13 protein-coding genes and 3 tRNA genes are annotated in these 19,691 nt (G+C 42.6%); 6 read left to right on the forward strand and 10 right to left on the reverse strand.

Translation table 11 applies throughout. The annotated features are described in order from the left end of the window. Nucleotides 1–48: 48 nt before the first annotated feature. The 3 genes from rlmM to GKR48_RS07725 are packed head-to-tail and all read right to left on the reverse strand — an operon-like array spanning nucleotide 49 to nucleotide 2,509. The gene (gene rlmM, locus GKR48_RS07715; protein WP_154627657.1) at nucleotides 49–1,152 is read right to left on the reverse strand and encodes a 23S rRNA (cytidine(2498)-2'-O)-methyltransferase RlmM; all 1,104 of its coding nucleotides are present in this window, start codon (nucleotides 1,150–1,152) and stop codon (nucleotides 49–51) included. After that, nucleotides 1,145–1,540, reverse strand: a complete 396-nt coding sequence (locus tag GKR48_RS07720; RefSeq protein ID WP_336431131.1) for a DUF423 domain-containing protein — start codon at nucleotides 1,538–1,540, stop codon at nucleotides 1,145–1,147. The genes rlmM and GKR48_RS07720 overlap by 8 nt, the downstream gene beginning before the upstream one ends. 27 nt (nucleotides 1,541–1,567) lie before the next feature. After that, nucleotides 1,568–2,509, reverse strand: a complete 942-nt coding sequence (locus tag GKR48_RS07725; protein ID WP_036956330.1) for a transcriptional regulator GcvA — start codon at nucleotides 2,507–2,509, stop codon at nucleotides 1,568–1,570. Between the two features lie 656 nt (nucleotides 2,510–3,165). On the opposite strand from GKR48_RS07725, the gene csdA reads away from it, so the two are divergent. Continuing rightward, on the forward strand, nucleotides 3,166–4,371 hold the full coding sequence (gene csdA / locus GKR48_RS07730; protein ID WP_154627658.1) for a cysteine desulfurase CsdA: 1,206 nt from the start codon (nucleotides 3,166–3,168) through the stop codon (nucleotides 4,369–4,371). 11 nt (nucleotides 4,372–4,382) lie between these two features. Continuing rightward, nucleotides 4,383–4,844 (forward strand): cysteine desulfurase sulfur acceptor subunit CsdE, encoded by a 462-nt coding sequence (csdE, locus tag GKR48_RS07735; protein WP_154603357.1) that lies wholly within the window; start codon nucleotides 4,383–4,385, stop codon nucleotides 4,842–4,844. 33 nt (nucleotides 4,845–4,877) lie between these two features. Here csdE and tcdA read toward each other — a convergent pair whose 3' ends face one another. After that, nucleotides 4,878–5,690: a tRNA cyclic N6-threonylcarbamoyladenosine(37) synthase TcdA gene (tcdA, locus tag GKR48_RS07740; protein ID WP_154627659.1), complete on the reverse strand. Its 813-nt coding sequence runs from the start codon at nucleotides 5,688–5,690 to the stop codon at nucleotides 4,878–4,880. A gap of 51 nt (nucleotides 5,691–5,741) precedes the next feature. Then, nucleotides 5,742–6,833 carry a murein transglycosylase A gene (gene mltA, locus GKR48_RS07745; RefSeq protein ID WP_154603359.1) on the reverse strand — a complete coding sequence of 364 codons (1,092 nt, stop codon included), beginning with the start codon at nucleotides 6,831–6,833 and terminating at the stop codon, nucleotides 5,742–5,744. Nucleotides 6,834–7,060: 227 nt separating this feature from the next. Between mltA and GKR48_RS07750 the strand changes: the two genes are divergently transcribed. The 3 genes from GKR48_RS07750 (at nucleotide 7,061) to GKR48_RS07760 (ending at nucleotide 7,405) form a co-directional block, all read left to right on the forward strand. Further along, nucleotides 7,061–7,137: transfer RNA gene (locus tag GKR48_RS07750), tRNA-Met, on the forward strand. An 87-nt stretch (nucleotides 7,138–7,224) separates the two neighbouring features. After that, nucleotides 7,225–7,301: transfer RNA gene (locus GKR48_RS07755), tRNA-Met, on the forward strand. Nucleotides 7,302–7,328: 27 nt separating this feature from the next. Further along, nucleotides 7,329–7,405 (forward strand) — tRNA-Met (locus GKR48_RS07760). A gap of 157 nt (nucleotides 7,406–7,562) precedes the next feature. Here the strand turns inward: GKR48_RS07760 and amiC are convergent. Beyond that, nucleotides 7,563–8,813: an N-acetylmuramoyl-L-alanine amidase AmiC gene (amiC, locus tag GKR48_RS07765; protein ID WP_154627660.1), complete on the reverse strand. Its 1,251-nt coding sequence runs from the start codon at nucleotides 8,811–8,813 to the stop codon at nucleotides 7,563–7,565. A gap of 393 nt (nucleotides 8,814–9,206) precedes the next feature. Between amiC and argA the strand changes: the two genes are divergently transcribed. After that, a complete protein-coding gene (argA, locus tag GKR48_RS07770; RefSeq protein ID WP_154627661.1) occupies nucleotides 9,207–10,547 on the forward strand; it encodes an amino-acid N-acetyltransferase in 1,341 nt (446 codons plus the stop codon). A 115-nt stretch (nucleotides 10,548–10,662) separates the two neighbouring features. Here the strand turns inward: argA and GKR48_RS07775 are convergent, their stop codons facing one another. From GKR48_RS07775 to ptrA, 4 genes are read right to left on the reverse strand one after another with little or no spacing between them, the layout of a single operon-like run. Then, nucleotides 10,663–11,238 carry a hypothetical protein gene (locus GKR48_RS07775; RefSeq protein ID WP_154627662.1) on the reverse strand — a complete coding sequence of 192 codons (576 nt, stop codon included), beginning with the start codon at nucleotides 11,236–11,238 and terminating at the stop codon, nucleotides 10,663–10,665. A 29-nt stretch (nucleotides 11,239–11,267) separates the two neighbouring features. Continuing rightward, nucleotides 11,268–13,187: an exodeoxyribonuclease V subunit alpha gene (gene recD, locus GKR48_RS07780; protein ID WP_154627892.1), complete on the reverse strand. Its 1,920-nt coding sequence runs from the start codon at nucleotides 13,185–13,187 to the stop codon at nucleotides 11,268–11,270. Then, complete coding sequence (gene recB / locus GKR48_RS07785) at nucleotides 13,187–16,798, reverse strand: exodeoxyribonuclease V subunit beta (protein WP_442959363.1); 3,612 nt, start codon at nucleotides 16,796–16,798, stop codon at nucleotides 13,187–13,189. Before recB ends, recD begins: the two co-directional genes overlap by 1 nt. Then, a complete protein-coding gene (ptrA, locus tag GKR48_RS07790) occupies nucleotides 16,795–19,689 on the reverse strand; it encodes a pitrilysin (RefSeq protein WP_154627663.1) in 2,895 nt (964 codons plus the stop codon). The genes recB and ptrA overlap by 4 nt, the downstream gene beginning before the upstream one ends. Nucleotides 19,690–19,691 lie beyond the last annotated feature (2 nt).

The raw sequence follows: 19,691 nt of genomic DNA on the forward strand, positions 1-19,691 counted from the left end.
AAAAGGTCACTTCACAGTGACCTTTTTACTATTCAAGCCAACTTTGACTTAATAATATTCACGTGCCATTGGGTTTGCAGACCAAACACGTTGGACATGCACAGTGACTTCTTCACGGTCATGGTAAAGCTGTTTCGCTTGGATCAGAACGTTGATACCATTCTCTTTCAGCTGAGCTTTCATTTTTTCCAGAATATGCGCCACTTCTTCATAGCGTTTTTTCATCGGCAGCTTCAAGTTAAAAATGGTCTCGCGGCACCAGCCTTCTTGCAGCCACTGAGTCATTAATGCAGCCACTTTGGCAGGTTTTTCCACCATATCACATACGAGCCACGTGATGTTTTGAGAGGTTGTCTTAAATTTAAAACCATCTTCGCGGTGATGTCGAACTTGTCCTGTATCCATCAGGCTTTCTGCCATTGGACCATTATCTACCGCTTCCACCATCATGCTGCGTTTGACGAGCTGGTAAGTCCATCCTCCCGGACATGCCCCTAAATCCACGGCTTTCATGCCACTCGCTAAACGCTCATCCCACTCTTCATAAGGAATAAACACATGGAAAGCCTCTTCCAGCTTTAACGTCGAACGGCTTGGTGCATCCGATGGGAACTTCAAGCGCGGAATACCCATATAGAAATTCGAGCTATTATTCGAATAAGAATAACCGGTATAGCAGCACCCCGGCGCAATAAAGAACACGTGGACGACTGGGCGTTTAAAGTTCTCTTGCGCTAATAAGACTTTCTCTTGGCGTAATGCATTACGCAGAGGCACCGTAAATTTACGGCAGAATTTCATCAATTCTTTTGATTCGTTGGTATCCGCAACCTCAACACGCAGATCACCCGCTCTCTCAACCTGCTGGCTAAGCGCGTTCACAATCGGTGTGACTCTATCTTCTGGCGGTAAATCTTTTAATAAATCACCCACCACAAACATTTGACGAGCAAAAATCAATTCACGAAATGGAAGTGTGCGCGCAAGGATGTCTGCATCCTCAGATTGATAACATTCGAAAATAACATAACCGCTATTTTCTTTAACGCGGGCAAAACCGTATATTTCGCGTTGCCCTGCTTTATCTGTAATTTCTGCTGCGCACTCTTTTTCAAAGCCCGGGCGGCAATATAATGCAATTTTATTACTCATTGCGTGACGCCGATTTCCTTAGACGCATAGCGCCAATAACAACTAAAAGCCAGCCAACGAGGAAGCAAACGCCACCTATTGGCGTAAAATAAGAGAAGTATTTTACCTGCAATAAGGCCATACAATAAAGGCTACCGCTAAAAAGAAGTATCCCTACGGAGAAAAACACACCTGCCCAATAGAACCACAAAATGACTTTACGCAGTAATACCGCACCCAGCACCATTAATGAGACGGTATGAAACATTTGATAACGTAACCCTGTATCAATCCAAGCCATTTGATGAGCGCTCATAATTGGAGAAAGTGCATGAGAGCCAATGGCACCAAATGCAACAATAAAAAATCCACTAATCCCTGCAAAAATTAACATCAAACGACTATTCACAATAGCACCTTCGTTTTAACTGTTTGATTATTGTATATGCGTCAAATCTTGGTCATTGGTAATAAAGCCAAGCTTTTCTTGCTCACTGGCTGCTTGCGCAAGGATCCATTGACGAAATGCCGCTATTTTCCCTAAATCGGCCTGACTCTCTTGGCAGACCAGATAGAATGCATTTTTACTGACTAATACTTCGCTAAACGGACACACCAATCTGCCAGCATCAATCTCATTCTTTGCCATCACATTATTGGTTAATGCTACCCCTTGCCCATGAACTGCCGCTTGGATCACCATAGCGCTATGGCTAAAAATGGGCCCTTGCTGCACATTCACAATATTTTGCAAATCTAATTGCTTAACATAAGCTTGCCAATCACGGCGAGAAGAGTCATGAAGCAACGTATGCTTCGCTAAATCTTCCGGGTTCTTCAGTTGATTCCCTCCGGTCATTAACGAAGGTGAACACACTGGCATTAAATATTCGGCGTAAAGTCTGTCCGTTCTTAAGCCTGTCCAGTTTCCTCTGCCATAAAAAATGGCCACATCCACATCATCCGCTAGCTTATCTTCTTCCCGATCAACTGCTTGAATACGAACATCAATGCCCGGAAAAGCTTGGTTAAATCCTGAAAGCCGAGGAACTAGCCATTGTATCGCGAAACTTGGTGATAAGCTTACAGTTAGTGCGCCTTTTGCGCTTCTGGCTTGAAGCTTTCTCGTCGCTTCATTCAAAGACGAGAAAATTTCTTTGATATCAAGGTAATAACTTTGCCCTTCTTCCGTCAGCAGCAATGAACGATTTCGACGGCGAAATAGTTTTAATCCGAGGAAATCTTCTAAGCTTTTTATTTGATGACTGACAGCAGCCTGTGTCACAAATAATTCATCTGCCGCTTTAGTAAAACTTAAATGACGGGCGGCGGCATCAAACACTCTCAGAGCATTTAAAGGCGGTAATCTTTTAGACATAATCTCTTCGACTCAGCTTCGTTATACGCATTAGTTTTTCTCATCCGAAGCATTATAAATTGTCCCTTGAGGATACGCCAGTAAATACCTATAGTATGCGCACTTCCTAAGCCGGAACGAAAAGTTGCAGAGTTTAGTTACTTTGAAACTTTTGGCTTTGTGGTTGTGATGTTGTGTTTGCAAGTTGTCTGGTTAATCCAGGCTTTGTAGCGATTGCTACTGTTTTTTTCACTTCCTGTACATTTACCCTGTCTGTCCATAGTGATTTTTATAGTGCACCGCCTAAGCGCGGTGCTTTTTTTATTTTGGGCGCCATAAAATCCATTATGAAAGATAAAAAAACATTATCCCATCGGATTTCGAGTAAAAAGCCCATAAAGTGCATCTTAAATTAAATTTAACCATTAAGTTAAAAAGCAAACCTTCATCAGCTGAGTGTGTTAACTTTTTTCAGGCGCGCAATTATTCAAAAATTTGCGCAAAAATCTTCCTATTAAGTGTAACAAATTATTTCTAATAATCGATAACTGAATAACATTTTTTATCTCCATCTACTTATTCACTGTTTTCCGTTATTATCATAATCAACGCATATTCATAACCACAACTATAGCCACATTCACCTGTTGGATAGCTAACATCAAAGAATCAGCATAATGGATAACTTTAACGCTCCTCAATTTCGCCAGCAATTTCCAGCCATCGGCTCTGACATTGTTTTCCTTGATAGCGCCGCCACCGCCCTAAAACCCTTGGATATGATCAACGCCTCTGACGATTACTACCGTTTTTCAGGTAGTTCGGTCTATCGCGGGCAATCCCCTGAAGCATTAAAAATTACTCGCTTGTACGAACAAGGTCGCGTATTAACGGCAAAATATATCCAAGCGCCAGACGAAAAATCCATTATCTGGACACGTGGCACCACTGAATCTATTAACTTGATTGCGCAGAGCTATTTCCGTGAGAAACTTCAAGCAGGTGATGAAATTATCGTCAGTGAGACTGAGCATCACTCAAACTTACTGCCGTGGCTGATGTTGGCACAACAAACAGGTGCAAAGATCGTAAAATGGTCGGTGACTCCTGACTTAACCTTAAACCTCAATGCGCTGCAATCAATCTTGAACGCCAAAAGTAAAATTGTTGCAGTAACGCAAATGTCTAACGTAACGGGCTACCAGACGGACATTAGCGCGATAACCACACTTGCTCATCAATTTGGTGCAAAAGTCGTTGTTGATGGTGCTCAAGGCGTTGTACACCATCCTCTTAACGTCATGAAAACTAATGTAGATTTCTACGCGTTTTCAGCACACAAATTATATGGGCCAACAGGTTTAGGCATCTGCTATGGAAAACCTGAACATTTAGCCAATATGAGTCCATGGCATGGTGGCGGTAAAATGTTAAATTACGTTGATTTTTCAGGCTTCACCCTCGCCCCAATACCTCAACGATTTGAAGCTGGAACCCCGAATATCGCAGGTGTAATAGCCTTTTCTGCTGTACTCAAGTGGCTTTCAACGCAAAACTTAGCGCAAGCAGAAGCCTATACTTGTGCCTTGATAGACTATGCCTATGAGCAGCTTTCTCAACTCGAAGGTGCGATTTGCTATCGCACGCAAAATTCGCCACTTTTATCTTTCAATTTCCACAATATTCACCATAGTGATTTAGGGCTTTTCTTGACCGAACAGAAAATTGCATTACGCTATGGACAACATTGTGCTCAACCCTTGATGGATTCACTCAATATCAGCGGGTGTTTACGTATCTCCGCCATGCCATATAACAACAGGCAAGATATTGATAAATTTATTGATTCAGTGAAATTTGCACTTTCGATTTTAAATGATTAAAAGGTAATCTAATGACTTTGTCTCGACATGAACTGGCTTCTCATCCATTTGGCACAGAAATTGTCATTCACGAAATCGTTGAACAGTTTTCCAAACAAAAAGCGTGGGAAGATAAATATCGCTTACTTATTCAACTCGCGAAAAAACTGCCCTCTCTCACAGAAGAAGAAAAGCAGCAGACTCAAGAAGTTCATGGGTGTGAAAACCGTGTATGGATTGGCGCTATTCTCAATGATGATGACACATTCCATTTTTATGGGGATAGCGAAGGACGTGTAGTAAAAGGATTATTTGCTATTTTGCTCGCCTGCGTTGAACAGAAAAATGCACAGCAAATTTTAGCAACTGACTTCGATGAGATTTTCAGCCAGACTGGCTTATCAGGGCAACTGAGTGAATCCCGCCAAAATGGGATCCACGCATTGATTACTGCAATCAAAAACATTGCGGGTGAAATGACCCCAGCAGAATGATTATCCCGTTGAGGCTACACCCTAGCCTCAACTCTACTGTTTAGCTTCTCTTTGTGCCTTTGCGACCATCTTTTTCAACGCATGGGACACCGCAATAAAGCCAAAACTGGCCGTCACCATCGTGACCGCACCAAATCCTGATGCACAGTCCATACGTTTTGAACCATCTGCCGTGCTTTTCGCTGCGCACACCGTTCCATCACTCTGTGGATAGACCAACTGCTCCGTCGAAAATACACAATCGATTCCCAATTTACCTTTGCCATTTTTCACGACATTAAAGTCTGATTTCAGACGTTCGCGTAATTTTGCTGCCAAAGGATCTTGAACTGTCTTTGCTAAATCTGCGACTTGAATTTGGGTCGGATCGATTTGACCACCAGCACCTCCCGTCGTCACGACAGGAATTTTAAAACGTCGACAATATGCCAGCAGCGCCGCTTTCGGTCTTACACTGTCAATGGCATCAATAACGTAATCAAATCCCAAAGAGAGGTATTCAGCCACATTATCCACCGTAATGAAATCATCGATAACATTCACGGTACATTCAGGGTTGATTGCCAAAATGCGCTCTTTCATCACATCAACTTTAGGTAGCCCCACCGTTGATTTCAATGCATGAAGTTGGCGATTCGTATTTGTCACGCAGATATCATCCATATCTATCAGGGTGATAGTACCAATACCTGAACGCGCCAATGCTTCAGCAGCCCACACACCAACGCCGCCTACACCAATAACACACACATGTGAGCGTGCAAAAAGATGAAGGGCTTGTTGCCCATATAAACGCCCGATTCCAGCGAATCGCTGCATCCACGCATCAGAAAGCTGAGCTTGCATAATCACAAACAACCTTAGTTAAAACGAAAACCGAATAAACAGTAAATGGGGCTACATCGCACTAAAAACAGGCTGGCTCTTTTTCAGAACCCATACTCGACCATAGTGGTTATAAAAACCGGCCATTTTACCTGCATCGTGCCCTGTTCCATGATAAATATCGAAATGGTGCCCTTTAATTGCGCCACCCACATCGAGAGCTACCATCATACGCATTTCGTATCTACCCGTAAATTTCCCATTTCCATCTAACACAGGAACTTCGGCTAGCAATGCGGTTCCCGGTGGGATCAAGGTTTTATCCGATGCTACCGACGCTTTTGCCACTAATGGCACCGCACTCGCGCCTCTGACAGGGACGAAAGATTGCGGTTTAAAGAAAACAAACGATGGATTACTTTCAAGTAATTCACGCACTTCTTGTTCACTGTGGGTGTTTGTCCAGTCGTGAATAGCCTGTAGGGACATTTTTTCTAAAGGCACTTCGCCTCTATCAACTAGCACCTTGCCAATACTTTTATATGCATGACCATTTTTGCCTGCATAAGCGAAGAAATTCAGTGGGCTACCATCGCCAAAATCCACGTAACCACTGCCTTGCACTTCCATCATAAAATTGTCGACAGGAGAATCGCTGTAAGCCAAGATCAAATTGTTACTGAGTGCGCCATTATATATTTGCGCACGGCTAGGTAAGCGCCCCTTGCTTTTTGACGGCATACCATACAATGGATGGCGGTAATTACCTTGCGGCGAGCGACGAGCTTCAATGACTGGCGTGTAGTATCCCGTGAATTGGACGTTTCCGTAATTGTCCATTCCTTCCATTTGGAAAGCCGACAAATTGAAACGCGATAACTGAGCAGGATCGCCCCCTGCCATCAACCAGTTTTCTATTGCGTGGTAAGTTTCATTATTGTTGTTGAATAAGCGTGGCGATGCATTTTGAATTTCCGTCACCTGGCGATTAAAATCCGGCGCATTGATTGGTCGTCCTTGCACGTTAACTTGATTAACTTGTTGCAAGTCTCTATGCAATTTTCCGTCTTTATATTGTTGCCCTTTATCTGTTGGATGAGATTGACACCCAGCCAGTAAAGAAAAGAAGACGCCCGCGATTAACCCTTTCAGCCATGAATTCATCTTTATACCACCTAACACATATCCAATATGAAGCGCACAATAGCAAACCCAAATTGAGAATGAAACGGCTATAAATATTTAGTGAGGTTATTTTTGGATTAGAAACCTTTAAAGAACAAAAAAACTACATTTTGTGCGATTTTTAAACGCCACTTAATGAAAAATGAAAAAAAAACACGAAAAAACTTGCATCAGATCTCATCCCGAGTATAGTGCCCGCTATCGGACGCGGGGTGGAGCAGCATGGTAGCTCGTCGGGCTCATAACCCGAAGGTCGTTGGTTCAAATCCAGCCCCCGCAACCAATTTCTTGATTTAGTCAAACTTGATTCAGTCAAAGTAAATTCAGCAGTAAAATCAAAGTAGTATCCCAAAGTAGTGAAATATTCAGGCGCGGGATGGAGCAGCATGGTAGCTCGTCGGGCTCATAACCCGAAGGTCGTTGGTTCAAATCCAGCTCCCGCAACCAATTCCTGATATATTTAACCTCTTCAGTCGCGGGGTGGAGCAGCATGGTAGCTCGTCGGGCTCATAACCCGAAGGTCGTTGGTTCAAATCCAGCCCCCGCAACCAATTCTTTTTTCTTTTCTTATATACCCTTTACTTCATTTTCCTTAGCCATATCAAAACCAAAACTGATTCTTAATCACTTAATTTCTTGTTTTCAGCCAATAAAAAAGGCGACTCACATTGCTGTTTGCCACCTTCTTCGATATGTAAAATCTCGCGATTAATTACGGATAGCTAGCTCACCACCATTACGGAAATAAGCTTTGATTCCTTCAAAAATCGACTCAGCCATCTGCTGTTGAAACTTAGCGGTTTTGAGTTTGCGCTCTTCCTCTAAGTTACTGATAAAGGCTGTTTCCACTAAAATGGATGGAATTTCTGGGGCTTTTAATACTGCGAAACCAGCTTGGTCCACTTTGTTTTTATGTAGCCGGTTAACACGGCCCATGCGTTTTAAAACTTCATCCCCAAACTTCAAGCTGTCATTGATCGTGGCTGTTTGCACCAGATCTAACATGGTGTGGTCGAGATACGCATCGCCGCTTTTACTCACACCACCAATTAAGTCAGCTTCGTTCTGAGTTTGAGCAAGGTAACGCGCCGTGTTACTGGTTGCCCCTTTCGTGGACAATGCGAAAACCGATGAACCATTCGCTGAACGGTTGGTAAATGCATCCGCATGAATAGAAACAAACAAATCGGCCTGCATCTTTCTCGCTTTCGCCACGCGAACTTTTAATGGAATAAAGACATCCTCATTACGCGTCATATAGGCCCGCATTTTCGGATCTTTATCAATCAGCGTTCTCAAGCGACGGGCGATTTGTAAAACCACATCTTTTTCACGGGTCTTATACTTACCAATCGCACCGGGGTCTTCCCCACCGTGACCTGGGTCAATCATAATGACAATCGGCCTATCGGTACCCGCTTTCCCCGGTTTTTTCGCCTGTACCGGCATACTCTCTTCTAAATCACCTTTGTTGTAATCTTCAAGGAGTGCCAATAATGGGTCGTCGTTGGTTTCAACACCTTTACCTGGATAGAAATCCATGACTAAACGGTGTTTAAATTCAGCAACTGGCGGTAGAGTAAAGAATCGAGGAGATACTTTGTTTTTAACTTCGAAAACCAAACGTACCGTTTTAGGATCAAACTGCCCGACTCTCACTAATTTTAAGTAAGGGTCTCTAGACTGAATTTGGCTACCCATATTCTTAAGAACGTTATTTAATTGAACGCCCTCTAAATCAACAACAATACGCTCAGGATTGTTTAAAACAAACTGGCGATACTTTAAAGGAATGCTGGATTCTAGCGTAATACGGGTATAACTCGAGGCTGGCCAAATACGCACGGCAACAACGCTACTACTGGCAGCAAAACCGAATGGGCTGACACTTAATAGCATAACTGCCGCCGCACCTTGCAATAGGCGACGTTTTGATGGGCTGTGATCTTGATGACTCATCAATAATTCCGAATCTATATCCTGAAAAGTTTAATAATATCTAAGACAAGAGATAATATATTAGCGACTAATTCGCACTCTATCTAGTTCTTCATCCTTTGTCATTACCAATCTATTCTATTTATATCCCAGCACGCATCTATTCAATGCAATATAAACGCCACACTTGCGTAATTTAAATAGTTAATGATGCTCAATTGTCGAATAACATTTATTGGCAATTATCTGATATGCAGATTGTATTGTTGTGATTATATCCATTTATATTTAGAGATATGTAAACCTTAAAAATAAATTTGTTACTTTTATTGTCCTAACTTTTACTTGATATTTTCCGCCAAAAAGAATAAAAATACAGTTATTGCGAATAAAAATTCAGTTAAGAGGGTAATTATGAAAGAGCGCAGCACCGAGTTGGTTGATGAATTTCGCCATTCGGTACCTTATATAAACGCCCACCGTGGCAAGACATTTATCATCATGCTTGGCGGTGAAGCAATTGCGCATGAAAATTTTCCTAGCATTGTCAACGATATAGGTCTACTGCATAGCCTTGGCATTCGTATTGTCGTTGTTTATGGCGCTCGACCTCAAATTGAAGAGATCCTCGCTGAACATAATTATGATGCCATTTATCATAAACATACCCGCGTCACTGATGCGAATACCCTTGAATACGTTAAGCAAGCTTCTGGAGCATTGCAGCTCGACATTACCGCTCGTTTATCGATGAGTTTAGGCAATACGCCATTACAAGGGGCACATATTAACGTCGTGAGTGGTAATTTTGTGATTGCGCAGCCTTTAGGTGTCGATGATGGGATTGATTATTGCCATAGCGGCCGTATTCGTCGCATCAACGAAGATGCCATCAATGCCCAACTCGATAATGGATCTATCGTGTTAATTGGTCCCGTGGCTGTTTCTGTAACAGGTGAAAGCTTTAATCTTACCTCGGAAGAGATTGCGACTCAGCTTGCCGTTAAAATTAAAGCCGAAAAACTGATTGGTTTCTGTTCATCTCAAGGGGTAGCCGATAAAGACGGTAATATTCTGTCTGAACTCTTCCCAAATGAGGCGGAAACACGGATCCAAGAATTAGAGTCTGAAGGGGATTATTATTCTGGAACAATTCGCTTCTTGCGTGGTGCAGCTTCCGCCTGCCGCCGAGGCGTACGCCGTAGCCACTTACTTAGCTACCAAGAAAATGGCTCGCTGATCCAAGAACTCTTCTCCCGTGATGGTATCGGTACACAGATAGTCATGGAAAGCTCAGAAAAGACTCGCCGTGCGAATATCAATGATATTGGTGGGATTTTAGAGCTGATCAGACCCCTTGAGCAGCAAGGTATTCTAGTTAGACGCTCACGGGAACAACTCGAAATGGAGATCGATAAGTTCACAATCATTGAACGCGATAATTTGGTGATCGCCTGCGCAGCACTTTACCCCTATCCTGAAGAGAAACTAGGCGAAATGGCTTGCGTGGCTGTTCATCCTGATTACCGTAGCTCATCACGCGGTGAAGAATTACTACAACGGGTTATGGCACAAGCTAAACAACTAGAACTGGATAAACTGTTTGTCTTAACCACAAGGAGCATTCATTGGTTCCAAGAACGTGGTTTTATTCCAGCAGAAATTGAGATGCTTCCTGTCAAAAAGCAGGCACTTTATAACTATCAGCGTAAATCGAAAATTTTAATGCTGGATATTAAAAGCCAAGCCGCTTGAAATCTCCCAGAAAGTTGGCAAACAAATTAGTTCGCCATACTCTCTAACTAACGTTCATAAACCCAGATATTCAAGTAATACTCTGGGTTTTTCTTTGATGCGACCTAATATTAAGTTAAGCGATTTGTACAACTCGGCACTTCTCGCACAGTGGGTTTTGCTCTAATAGTGGACGTAAAATCGCTTCCATTTCAGCAAAAGAGGTGCCGTAAAAATAGAATGCGGTTTCTGTTGGGCCATCCCAAACACCGTGGATCCCACCGATATCTTCAACCGCTTCATCAAGCTGATCAAAAAGATCGTTAATATCATTATTTTCATAGACTTCATCAGCTAAATCTGTGCCATTGAAATAAATCGCCAACCCTTCATCCGCTCCAAAATCGATTTGAACGTCTTCACCATGAATAGTTAAGCGGGAACCTTTAGGGGCTAACATCGCCGAAAACATTTGAATAATCAGGCTGATATTCTCATCACTTGCATCGCTTAGTGCCAATTCAATATCACACTCAGCAACTTCGCCATTTTCAGCTAATTGGGTACCTCCACCACTAACTTGGATTTGCCCTTCTTTACCTAATTTTTCCATGGCTTGATCAAATGCATCTTCCAAATCTGCACGGCGAGCAGGATCAATTTTGGCATTCAATGTTACTGTCACAGCGGTCATTTGTTGCTGGTTTTCCATATTGGTACCTTAAATGTCTAAGAATTAATTTAACTGCTCAAACCGTAGTGTTCAAACTGTAGCGCTAAGCCACTACGGCGTTTAGTCGGTGTTTCTATCGCACGGCGTAACACTTTCTTGCTGCCATACAATGAAAGTTCATTTTTAGCTCGTGTCATCGCGGTATAGACGAGCTCTCGGGTGATTACGGGCGAATATACATAAGGTAAAACCAAGGCGGTATGAGCAAACTCTGAACCTTGAGATTTATGAACCGTCATCACGTACGCCGTTTCATGTGTTGGCAGTCGATTGGGTTGGATCCCACGAATGGAGCCATCAGGGAACTGGAAATAAGCTCTCATTTGCCGCTCTTCATCTAACAAGATAATACCAATATCGCCATTAAAGAGACCTAGTGCGCTATCATTACGGCTGATCATGATCGGTCTTCCAACATAATGCTTATGCTGCAAGTTATACGGTTTTGTAATTAACCCTTGGCGATGGAGTAATTTCTCAAGTTTGTCATTTAAACCAGAAACCCCGTAAGCCCCTTCCCTCAATGCAGCAAGTAGACGGTATTGATTAAATTTATGTAGAACATCAGCAGGGTTTTCCCTTGCTTTAACGGCTAGTAAATAGTGCTGATAGAACCCGACCGCATCTAATAACATGTTAGCGTAGCTTTCGCTCATTTCAGCTTCAGCATCGTTTTCGTTATCTGGCATGGCGCTAGGGATATAGTTATGAATATCCGTGAAACCCTGTGTAAGAATATCATCCACCCGTTTCACATTTCCAGCATTGACGGCGAAAGCCAGCTGGCCAATTCCTGAATCCGCTGAAAAACGATAACTGTGTCTTAATAGACATAAACTATCACGGATAGCAGGCCCTTCATTTGAGGTAAATTCACTTAATGAGCATTCTGCCAATCGCTCCAGCTGAGCGGCTCGCTCAGGGCTATAGCCTTTATTCGCGAAGCGGCAGATATCCCCTAAAACCGCCCCCGCCTCAACGGAAGCAAGCTGATCTTTATCACCTAAAAATATCAGTTTGGCAGAGTCAGGCAGTGCTTCTATGAGCTTGCCCATCATGGGTAAATCCACCATTGAAGCTTCATCAACAATCAAGATATCGAGTGCAAGCGGATTATCACGGTGATAACGAAACTGCTGGCTTTCAGGCTGAGCCCCTAATAATCGGTGCAATGTTTTGGCTTGAGAGGGGAGTGATTCACGCTCATCGTCATTTAGCGGCAGCTGTTTCATCGCATACCCTAATGACTCGGTTAAACGAGCGGCAGCTTTACCTGTTGGGGCGGCTAATTCAATACGCAAACGATGTTGCTGTTGATGACCTAACTTAATCAGCCCCGCTAAAATTTTCGCGACCGTCGTCGTTTTCCCCGTTCCAGGTCCCCCTGAAATAACCGAGACTCGGCTAGTTAACGCAATAGCAGCGGCAATTTTTTGCCAATCTATCTGCGTTGATTCAGGGAAAAGCTCCGTTAAAATCGGCTGAATTTTCGAATCATTAACAATATTATCATTCCTAACATCGGCTAACTCAGTTTCTGAAAAGAAGTGAGCTACGCACTGCTCGTATTGCCACATACGCTGGAAATAAAGGAAATCACCTGATAGTAGCAATGGAGCAACAGACCCACCCCCAACTTCACACACGGATTCACTGGATAATAATGCAGCTCTGATAGCGGCTTGATTTGGCTCTCCAATCATTTGCCATAATTGCGCCGTAAACTCAGGATGTCTTCCCATAAATAGCACGTCAGGGCGAATATCCTCCAACGATAAGCAAACATGTCCAGACATAGTTTCTGCACTAAGCAGCGCTGCCACTAGCAATAAAATCGGGTTATCTTCATTCGCAACGTTATAGGCGAATTGCACATCAAGAGGCGTGAAGATACGCGCTTCAATAGCTTGATTAAATAACGCTTTCATCATTGTGGCTCCTTAGATTGAGCATCATGAAATAGCGCATCAAACTCACTGATAAATTCAATTGTTGGTCGATAAAAGAAGATGCCATTTTGAGAATCTATGCGTTCAGTTCCCCGTAAAAATAGATAATAAACGCCACCAAAATGAGTTTCATAATCGTAATTTGGCATCCTCTGTTGTAAAAAACGGTGTAATGCCAGCGAATAAAGCTGATATTGCAGATCATATCGATGGTCAATCATCGCTTCAGCCATTGCCTCTTGAGTGTAATAAGAGGCATCTTCACCTAAATAGTTGGACTTATAATCCAATAAATAAAACTTCCCTTTCCAGCAAAAGGTTAAGTCTATAAAGCCTTTTAAAATACCTTGTACCTGCTCAAAATTAAGCGGAGGACAATGTTTTGATAGAGGATCATGCTTGTGGGTAACGCGATCAACCTCTTTTGCATTGAGCAAGCTATCAATCGGTAAATAGAACTGCATTTCATCCAGCCTATCTTGAGCTGGAATAGCCGACAAACAGAGCCCATCATCAGCTAACGGTACATTAAGAATGGCATTCAACCAGCCTTGTAACATCGAAACCCATTGAGTATCAAAGCCTGATACTTGTAGTTTTTCTTCTAGCCATTCGGATGAAATGTCACCTGAAAAATCAATTTCTTCCATCAAACTATGTAAAAATGTGCCAGGCGCAGCACCTTTAGGGAATTGGTGCGGAGTCAGTGTATTTTCTTGTGTTTCTTGCACCTCAACATCATGACTGACTTCAATATCCATCTTAGGGGCTAATGAGTTAGCAAATTGCTCAGCAGATAAGGTTTGCTCTTCTTCTCCATGGGAGGTGCTATAACTCAGACCAGAATAGCTTGTTACACGCCAGCTATCATCAAAGTGTCGAGAAACCGCTCTTGCTGATAATTCATCACTGGCCTCTTTAGTTAAATCCAGTTTTACCATTTCAGGGAGATCTATCGGTTGCACATCAATCACATCATTACTGAGTGCTTCAAGCGTACTGCTGAGTAAAACACTGTCGCCTTCTTGGCCTTGTTGCAGCAAATACCCCAGCGCGGATAGGTGCAAATCCGTATTACCTGCTTTTTTACGATTGCCTTTGATAAGCGGCGCGACTCCAACACTACAGTGATAAATAGCGCGAGTGAGTGCCACATACAATAAGCGTAAATCTTCAGCTAAACGCTCTTCATCCGCTAATTCGACATACTCTTGTGAATCATCAAGGTCGAGCTTCGTAACGTAATCATCACGGTCATGGAACAGGCCTTTTGATTGAGGCAAAAAGTTACTCGCAAACGGCAACCAGACAATTTTATATTCTAGCCCTTTAGACTTATGTATGGTGCTGATTTGCACCAAATGTCTATCACTTTCAAGGCGCATCTGTTGTGCATCTGATTGATGGTCTGGGTGAGCGATCTGCTGCGCTAACCAACGGGTTAGTGTATGCTCACCTTCAAGTTGGAGAGACGTCTCTTGCAGTAATTCGCCGATATGCATGAGATCCATCAAACGGCGTTCACCTTCAGAACCCGATAGCAAGGTTTCAGCGATATGTCGCTTAGACATAATCCCACGTAACATGGGTAAAACACCGCGTTTACGCCAAATTACAGCATAGTGAGCAAACTCATCAACTAAGTTTTCCCACGCTTTTTCATCGTAATTTAGGTTATCAATATCTTCTGCTGTTAAGCCTAATAACCCCGTCGCTAAGGCGCTGCGCAACACCCGTTCTTTTTCTGGTGTTAATACTGCCAATAATAGCCAGAGAATTTCTTTGGCTTCTTGGGTCGCAAACACGCTTTCTCGATTTGATTGGAACACCGATGGGATATTCAGTTGATTTAGCGCATCACGGATCAATATCGCCTCACGACGACTGCGCACTAATACGGTGATATCCGAAGCTTCTACAGGCGTTTGCTGCTGCTTATTTTCAAAGTAAGTGGTCCCTTTCAAACCACCAGCAAGATATCGTCCTATTTGTGCCGCACATTGCTGCGCAAGGGCTTGTTCATATTCAGAAACGGAAACAGCTTCAGCTTGCTGCTGCCAGAAAGTGAGCGCTTTCACTTCTTTCCCGTTATGGATCAGTTTTTTGTGGCTATTATGAACCGCAAAATTAACGCCTTGAAATGGAATTTGCTCAAAAATAAATGGGTTTTCAGCATGGTGAAAAACCTGATTAACCGCCTCAACCATACTCTGGGATGAGCGATAGTTTGTCTCTAACGTATAGTGAGCACTAACTTGCTTTTTCGCCGCAATATACGTGAAGATATCCGCACCACGGAATGCATAAATAGCTTGCTTTGGGTCTCCGATAAACAGCAATGCAGTGCCTTCAGTTTTCCGATAAATACGCTGAAAAATACGGTATTGCTGGGGGTCGGTATCTTGAAATTCATCAATCATCGCCACGGGGAAGCGCTTAGCAATCGCTTCGGCAAGTAATGCCCCACCATCTTGATGCAGCGCTCTATCCAGTCGAGTCAGCAAATCATCAAAACCTAATTCACCGCGCGTTTGCTTTTCATGGGCGATGGTCTGGCGCACTTCAGTGATCGCCTGAGGAATAATCAAATCTTTGATCGTCAACGCTTGGGTGAGCAACTCATCCACTAATCTAAAAACAGCATGCGAAGGCCCTGAACCGCTTTTGGATTTTTCATCTAATCGAGATTGAGCAAAACGCTCTAAAATATCTCTTGGCAATTGATAATCATCGGTGCTTTGTTCTGCCCAACTGGTTATTTTTTCTAGCCACGCTGGTAAATAACGTGCGCTGTAGCTGCGTTTATCTACATCAGAATTAGAAATTAGCTTTTCAAAATCAGCGACATTTTTTGCCCATAAATCTTTTAAATTCTGAATTAAACCAATCAAACGTTGATGGCGCTCTTCAAGAGTTTCAGGTAATTCCGGCTGATTGATAATGGCAGGAATATCCCCTTGCAAAAACGGTTTAATATCGTTCAATAGTGCTTCAGGTCCACTCCACTCGGCATGAACCACTTTGGTCATCGAATAATCCAGGGGATAAAAATGACGACGCCAAAAGTCCGCACATGCTTGTTTCTGGATAGGAAATTCATCTTGGATCATGGTTTGTTCAAACAAAATGCCTGACTCAAATGCATTGTGCGCTAACATTCGTTGGCAAAAACCATGAATGGTATAAATAGCCGCTTCATCCATTTGACGCTCAGCAGCTAATAGCCAATTCGCCGCAAAAGCGCGTTGTTCTTCGCTCGATAATTCTGTTAACAGTGTGAGATATTCTGGTTCCGATTCGAATCCCAAGCCATTTCGTAAACACGCCAAGCGCATCTTATGAATACGCTCACGAATACGCCCACGTAATTCATTGGTCGCCGCCTCGGTAAAGGTCACAACCAGAATTTCCTCAACACTTAAAGGTCGAGGGAATGCATTTTCATTCCCTAAACCTAATAATAGGCGCAGATAGAGGATCCCTATCGTATAGGTTTTGCCTGTACCAGCCGATGCTTCAATTAACCGCTGTCCACGTAACGGAAGTGTATAAGCATCTAACAATTGGGAACTCATCTGCACCTTATTCACTCAACATTTTCCTTGATAGGTAACATCTTCTGAAGATCTGACGCTTGTGGGTACAACACCCAATTTTTCAGTTTTGCATACCCTGATTTTTCATCAACACCCTGACCAATCACTTGAGATGCCATTGCTAAACCTTGGTGTTTTAAAACTGCATTTTCATAATATGCAATCACTTCAGCTTGAGTGGCTGTCGCTAATCTCGATAACACTTTATCTCTAGAGTCAAAACTGAAAATATTACGAGAAAAATCGGAACCATAGCGCCCCACTTCTTCATAGAATGTTTGTGGCGGCTGTTTCATTTCCGTAATAATCGATTGTTTATATTGTTCAAATTCAGCAGAAGGTAATTTCTTCAGCTTATCCAGAGTGACTTTATAGAAATCTTGATAGCGAGTATTGAGATAATCGGGGGCTTTGGCATTACTTTGCAGCAAGAAGCCAATACCCCACTGATCACCAAGCCCCACCTTGAAAGCAAATACGGCATAACCTAGTTGCTCATTGGTTCGTAATTGGTCGTAAAACCACGGCTGAACAATTTTAGATAAAATACCAGACAGAACCGCACCATCGATACGGTCATAACCATCAGGAATAAATAACTCGGCCAATGCGTTATCGCTGCTATTACCTTGCTTATGGAAATCGGCTAGATAGGTTTTATTCACCACAACGATGTCACCACTCCACCAATTTTTACCTTTGCTCTTTAACAGCTTACTGACATCTTGGATAGTTTGAATACTTTGCTGCTGAGTAATGTTACCCACAACTAATGCTTGTAAGGCGGCACCTTCAACGACGGAACTACGGTAGTCCGTAATATCTTTCAAAGTGATCGTGTCTAAAGCGGCTAACCGTTGCTCCTGTTCAAAATACGGAACACTGTTAAGGCGCTGTAATGGCTGCATGGCTAGCTCATATGCTTTCGCATTGTTTGCCACTTCGATTTGTTCTTTGTACCAAGATTTTGCCTGAATCAACTCTCTTTCTGTTGGCTCAAAACTTAAATACTCCTTGGTCATGGATAAAAACAGCTCCGATAAATGCTGAGTATAACCGCTCGCATTTAACTGTAACCCAACCCCTTGAGAGACGGAGACGGACATCCCAGCCACGGAAGCTTGATACTGTAATTCATCCATTTTTAACGATGAAATATATTGCAGTAAAGAACCTACCACTTGAGATTTTGCTGTTTCATCTTGATCGTTATAGCGCAAATCTAACGTAATACTCGCCTTCGGTTCATCAGCAAAATACTGACTTGGCATATACAGCACACGTGTATTCCCTTCCTGATAAACCATTTCAGGGTGTTTATACGCTTTATCCGTTTTAATCAGTGATAAGTTATCAGGAATATAAGGGTTTAATTTTGGTAATTTAAAGTTCATTTTTGACTCTAAATCAGCCCATTCCGTGAACTGTTTTTCACTGATTTTATCGACTTGATAAGGCGCATCGACAAAGTAAGCTTTTTTATTACTCGGTTCGTTCGGGCTAATAAACCAAATACGTGCATTTTGTGCTGTCAGTTCAGAAAGTCTCTGTTTTATCGCTGCAGGATTATATTTATCTGCAACATAATCAGAATCTAGAACGTGATTAACAGGCATTGTGATCATTTGGTCAGAAAGCCATTCGATATAATTCATGTCTCTAACAATGGAACCATAACGAAATGATAGATTGAGCACTTTGGCTATTTCATCAAAATAATCTTGGTTAACGCCTTGTTTTTTAATCAAATCAATATAAGCAAAAATAGCCGCGATAACTTGATCTCGTTCCGCTAACCCTTTATCCGTTAACGTGACATAGATAGAGAATGAACCATAATTACGATCTGCATTTGGCGACGCAGATGCGCTGATGCCTTCTGCTAATCCTTGGGATATAAGCCAATCAGATAATGTTCCCGGACTACGATTTCCAATTAAGTAGCCGATGTATTCATCACTCTTGCTACGAAAATCAGCCATATTATTTTTGATGCTAAATTCGATTTGCAATGCTTTTTGTGGCTGAGAGGGAACATAGTGGATCACAATCCCCTTTTCTTTATCCGTCACTGCAGGGATCGTAACCTCTGGTACTGAAGCATTAAAATTAGGAATACGACCAAAGGTTTCATTGGCAATTTTCGCTAATTGTTCAATAGATTGGTCGCCATACAACACGCCATTCATCAAGTTTGCTGAGTAATAACGCTTGTAGAAGCTCACTAACTCATCTTGAAGTTTGCTATTGGGTTTGTCCTTCAACGTTTCCAGATTTCCACCTGCAAAGCGAGAGTTTGGATGGGCAGGATTTAGCGTTTCAGAACGAATTTGCCAAATACGCATACCATCACGCGCACGAGCCATGGTGAGTTCAGCATTGACAGCATTACGTTCTTTGTCTGCATTCACGGGGTCAAGTAACGGCTCCGCGAGTGCATCCGCAAGTCTATCCGTAGCAGCCTCAAGAGCCCCATTTTCAACTTCAAAATAGTAAGCAGTGCGATGTGGTGCCGTGCTGGCATTATGGCTTCCGCCGTGTTTTTGTAAAAACTCAGAGAAGCTACTTGGCTCAGGGTATTTTTTAGAACCCATTAACACCATGTGCTCTAAGTAGTGAGCAAGCCCTAACTGGCTACTCGGGTTTTCAATACTCCCTACGGGTAATGAAACTGCCGCTAACGACTTAGTTGCTTTAGGGTCTGAAACCAGTAAAACAGTCATATCGTTATTAAGTTTGATTGCTTTATATTCTCGCGGATCACTGACGCTTTTATTGATAGTCTCTGGCAAAACTTGCCAAAGTGGCTGCGCAGCAATGGCACTACCGACAAACAGTAGTGATAACAAGAATAAATGAGCGATATGTTTCGATAATCGTAACATTC

This window comes from Providencia sp. wls1943, assembly GCF_009706275.1.
Lineage (GTDB): Bacteria > Pseudomonadota > Gammaproteobacteria > Enterobacterales > Enterobacteriaceae > Providencia > Providencia zhijiangensis.

Bases quoted from the DNA above. Each gene is read 5' to 3' on its own strand.
- amiC (WP_154627660.1), bottom strand. From the start codon at position 8,813: ATGAGTCATCAAGATCACAGCCCATCAAAACGTCGCCTATTGCAAGGT.
- csdA (WP_154627658.1), top strand. From the start codon at position 3,166: ATGGATAACTTTAACGCTCCTCAATTTCGCCAGCAATTTCCAGCCATC.
- recD (WP_154627892.1), bottom strand. From the start codon at position 13,187: ATGAAAGCGTTATTTAATCAAGCTATTGAAGCGCGTATCTTCACGCCT.
- rlmM (WP_154627657.1), bottom strand. From the start codon at position 1,152: ATGAGTAATAAAATTGCATTATATTGCCGCCCGGGCTTTGAAAAAGAG.
- GKR48_RS07775 (WP_154627662.1), bottom strand. From the start codon at position 11,238: ATGGAAAACCAGCAACAAATGACCGCTGTGACAGTAACATTGAATGCC.
- mltA (WP_154603359.1), bottom strand. From the start codon at position 6,833: ATGAATTCATGGCTGAAAGGGTTAATCGCGGGCGTCTTCTTTTCTTTA.
- ptrA (WP_154627663.1), bottom strand. From the start codon at position 19,689: ATGTTACGATTATCGAAACATATCGCTCATTTATTCTTGTTATCACTA.
- GKR48_RS07725 (WP_036956330.1), bottom strand. From the start codon at position 2,509: ATGTCTAAAAGATTACCGCCTTTAAATGCTCTGAGAGTGTTTGATGCC.
- tcdA (WP_154627659.1), bottom strand. From the start codon at position 5,690: ATGCAAGCTCAGCTTTCTGATGCGTGGATGCAGCGATTCGCTGGAATC.
- csdE (WP_154603357.1), top strand. From the start codon at position 4,383: ATGACTTTGTCTCGACATGAACTGGCTTCTCATCCATTTGGCACAGAA.
- argA (WP_154627661.1), top strand. From the start codon at position 9,207: ATGAAAGAGCGCAGCACCGAGTTGGTTGATGAATTTCGCCATTCGGTA.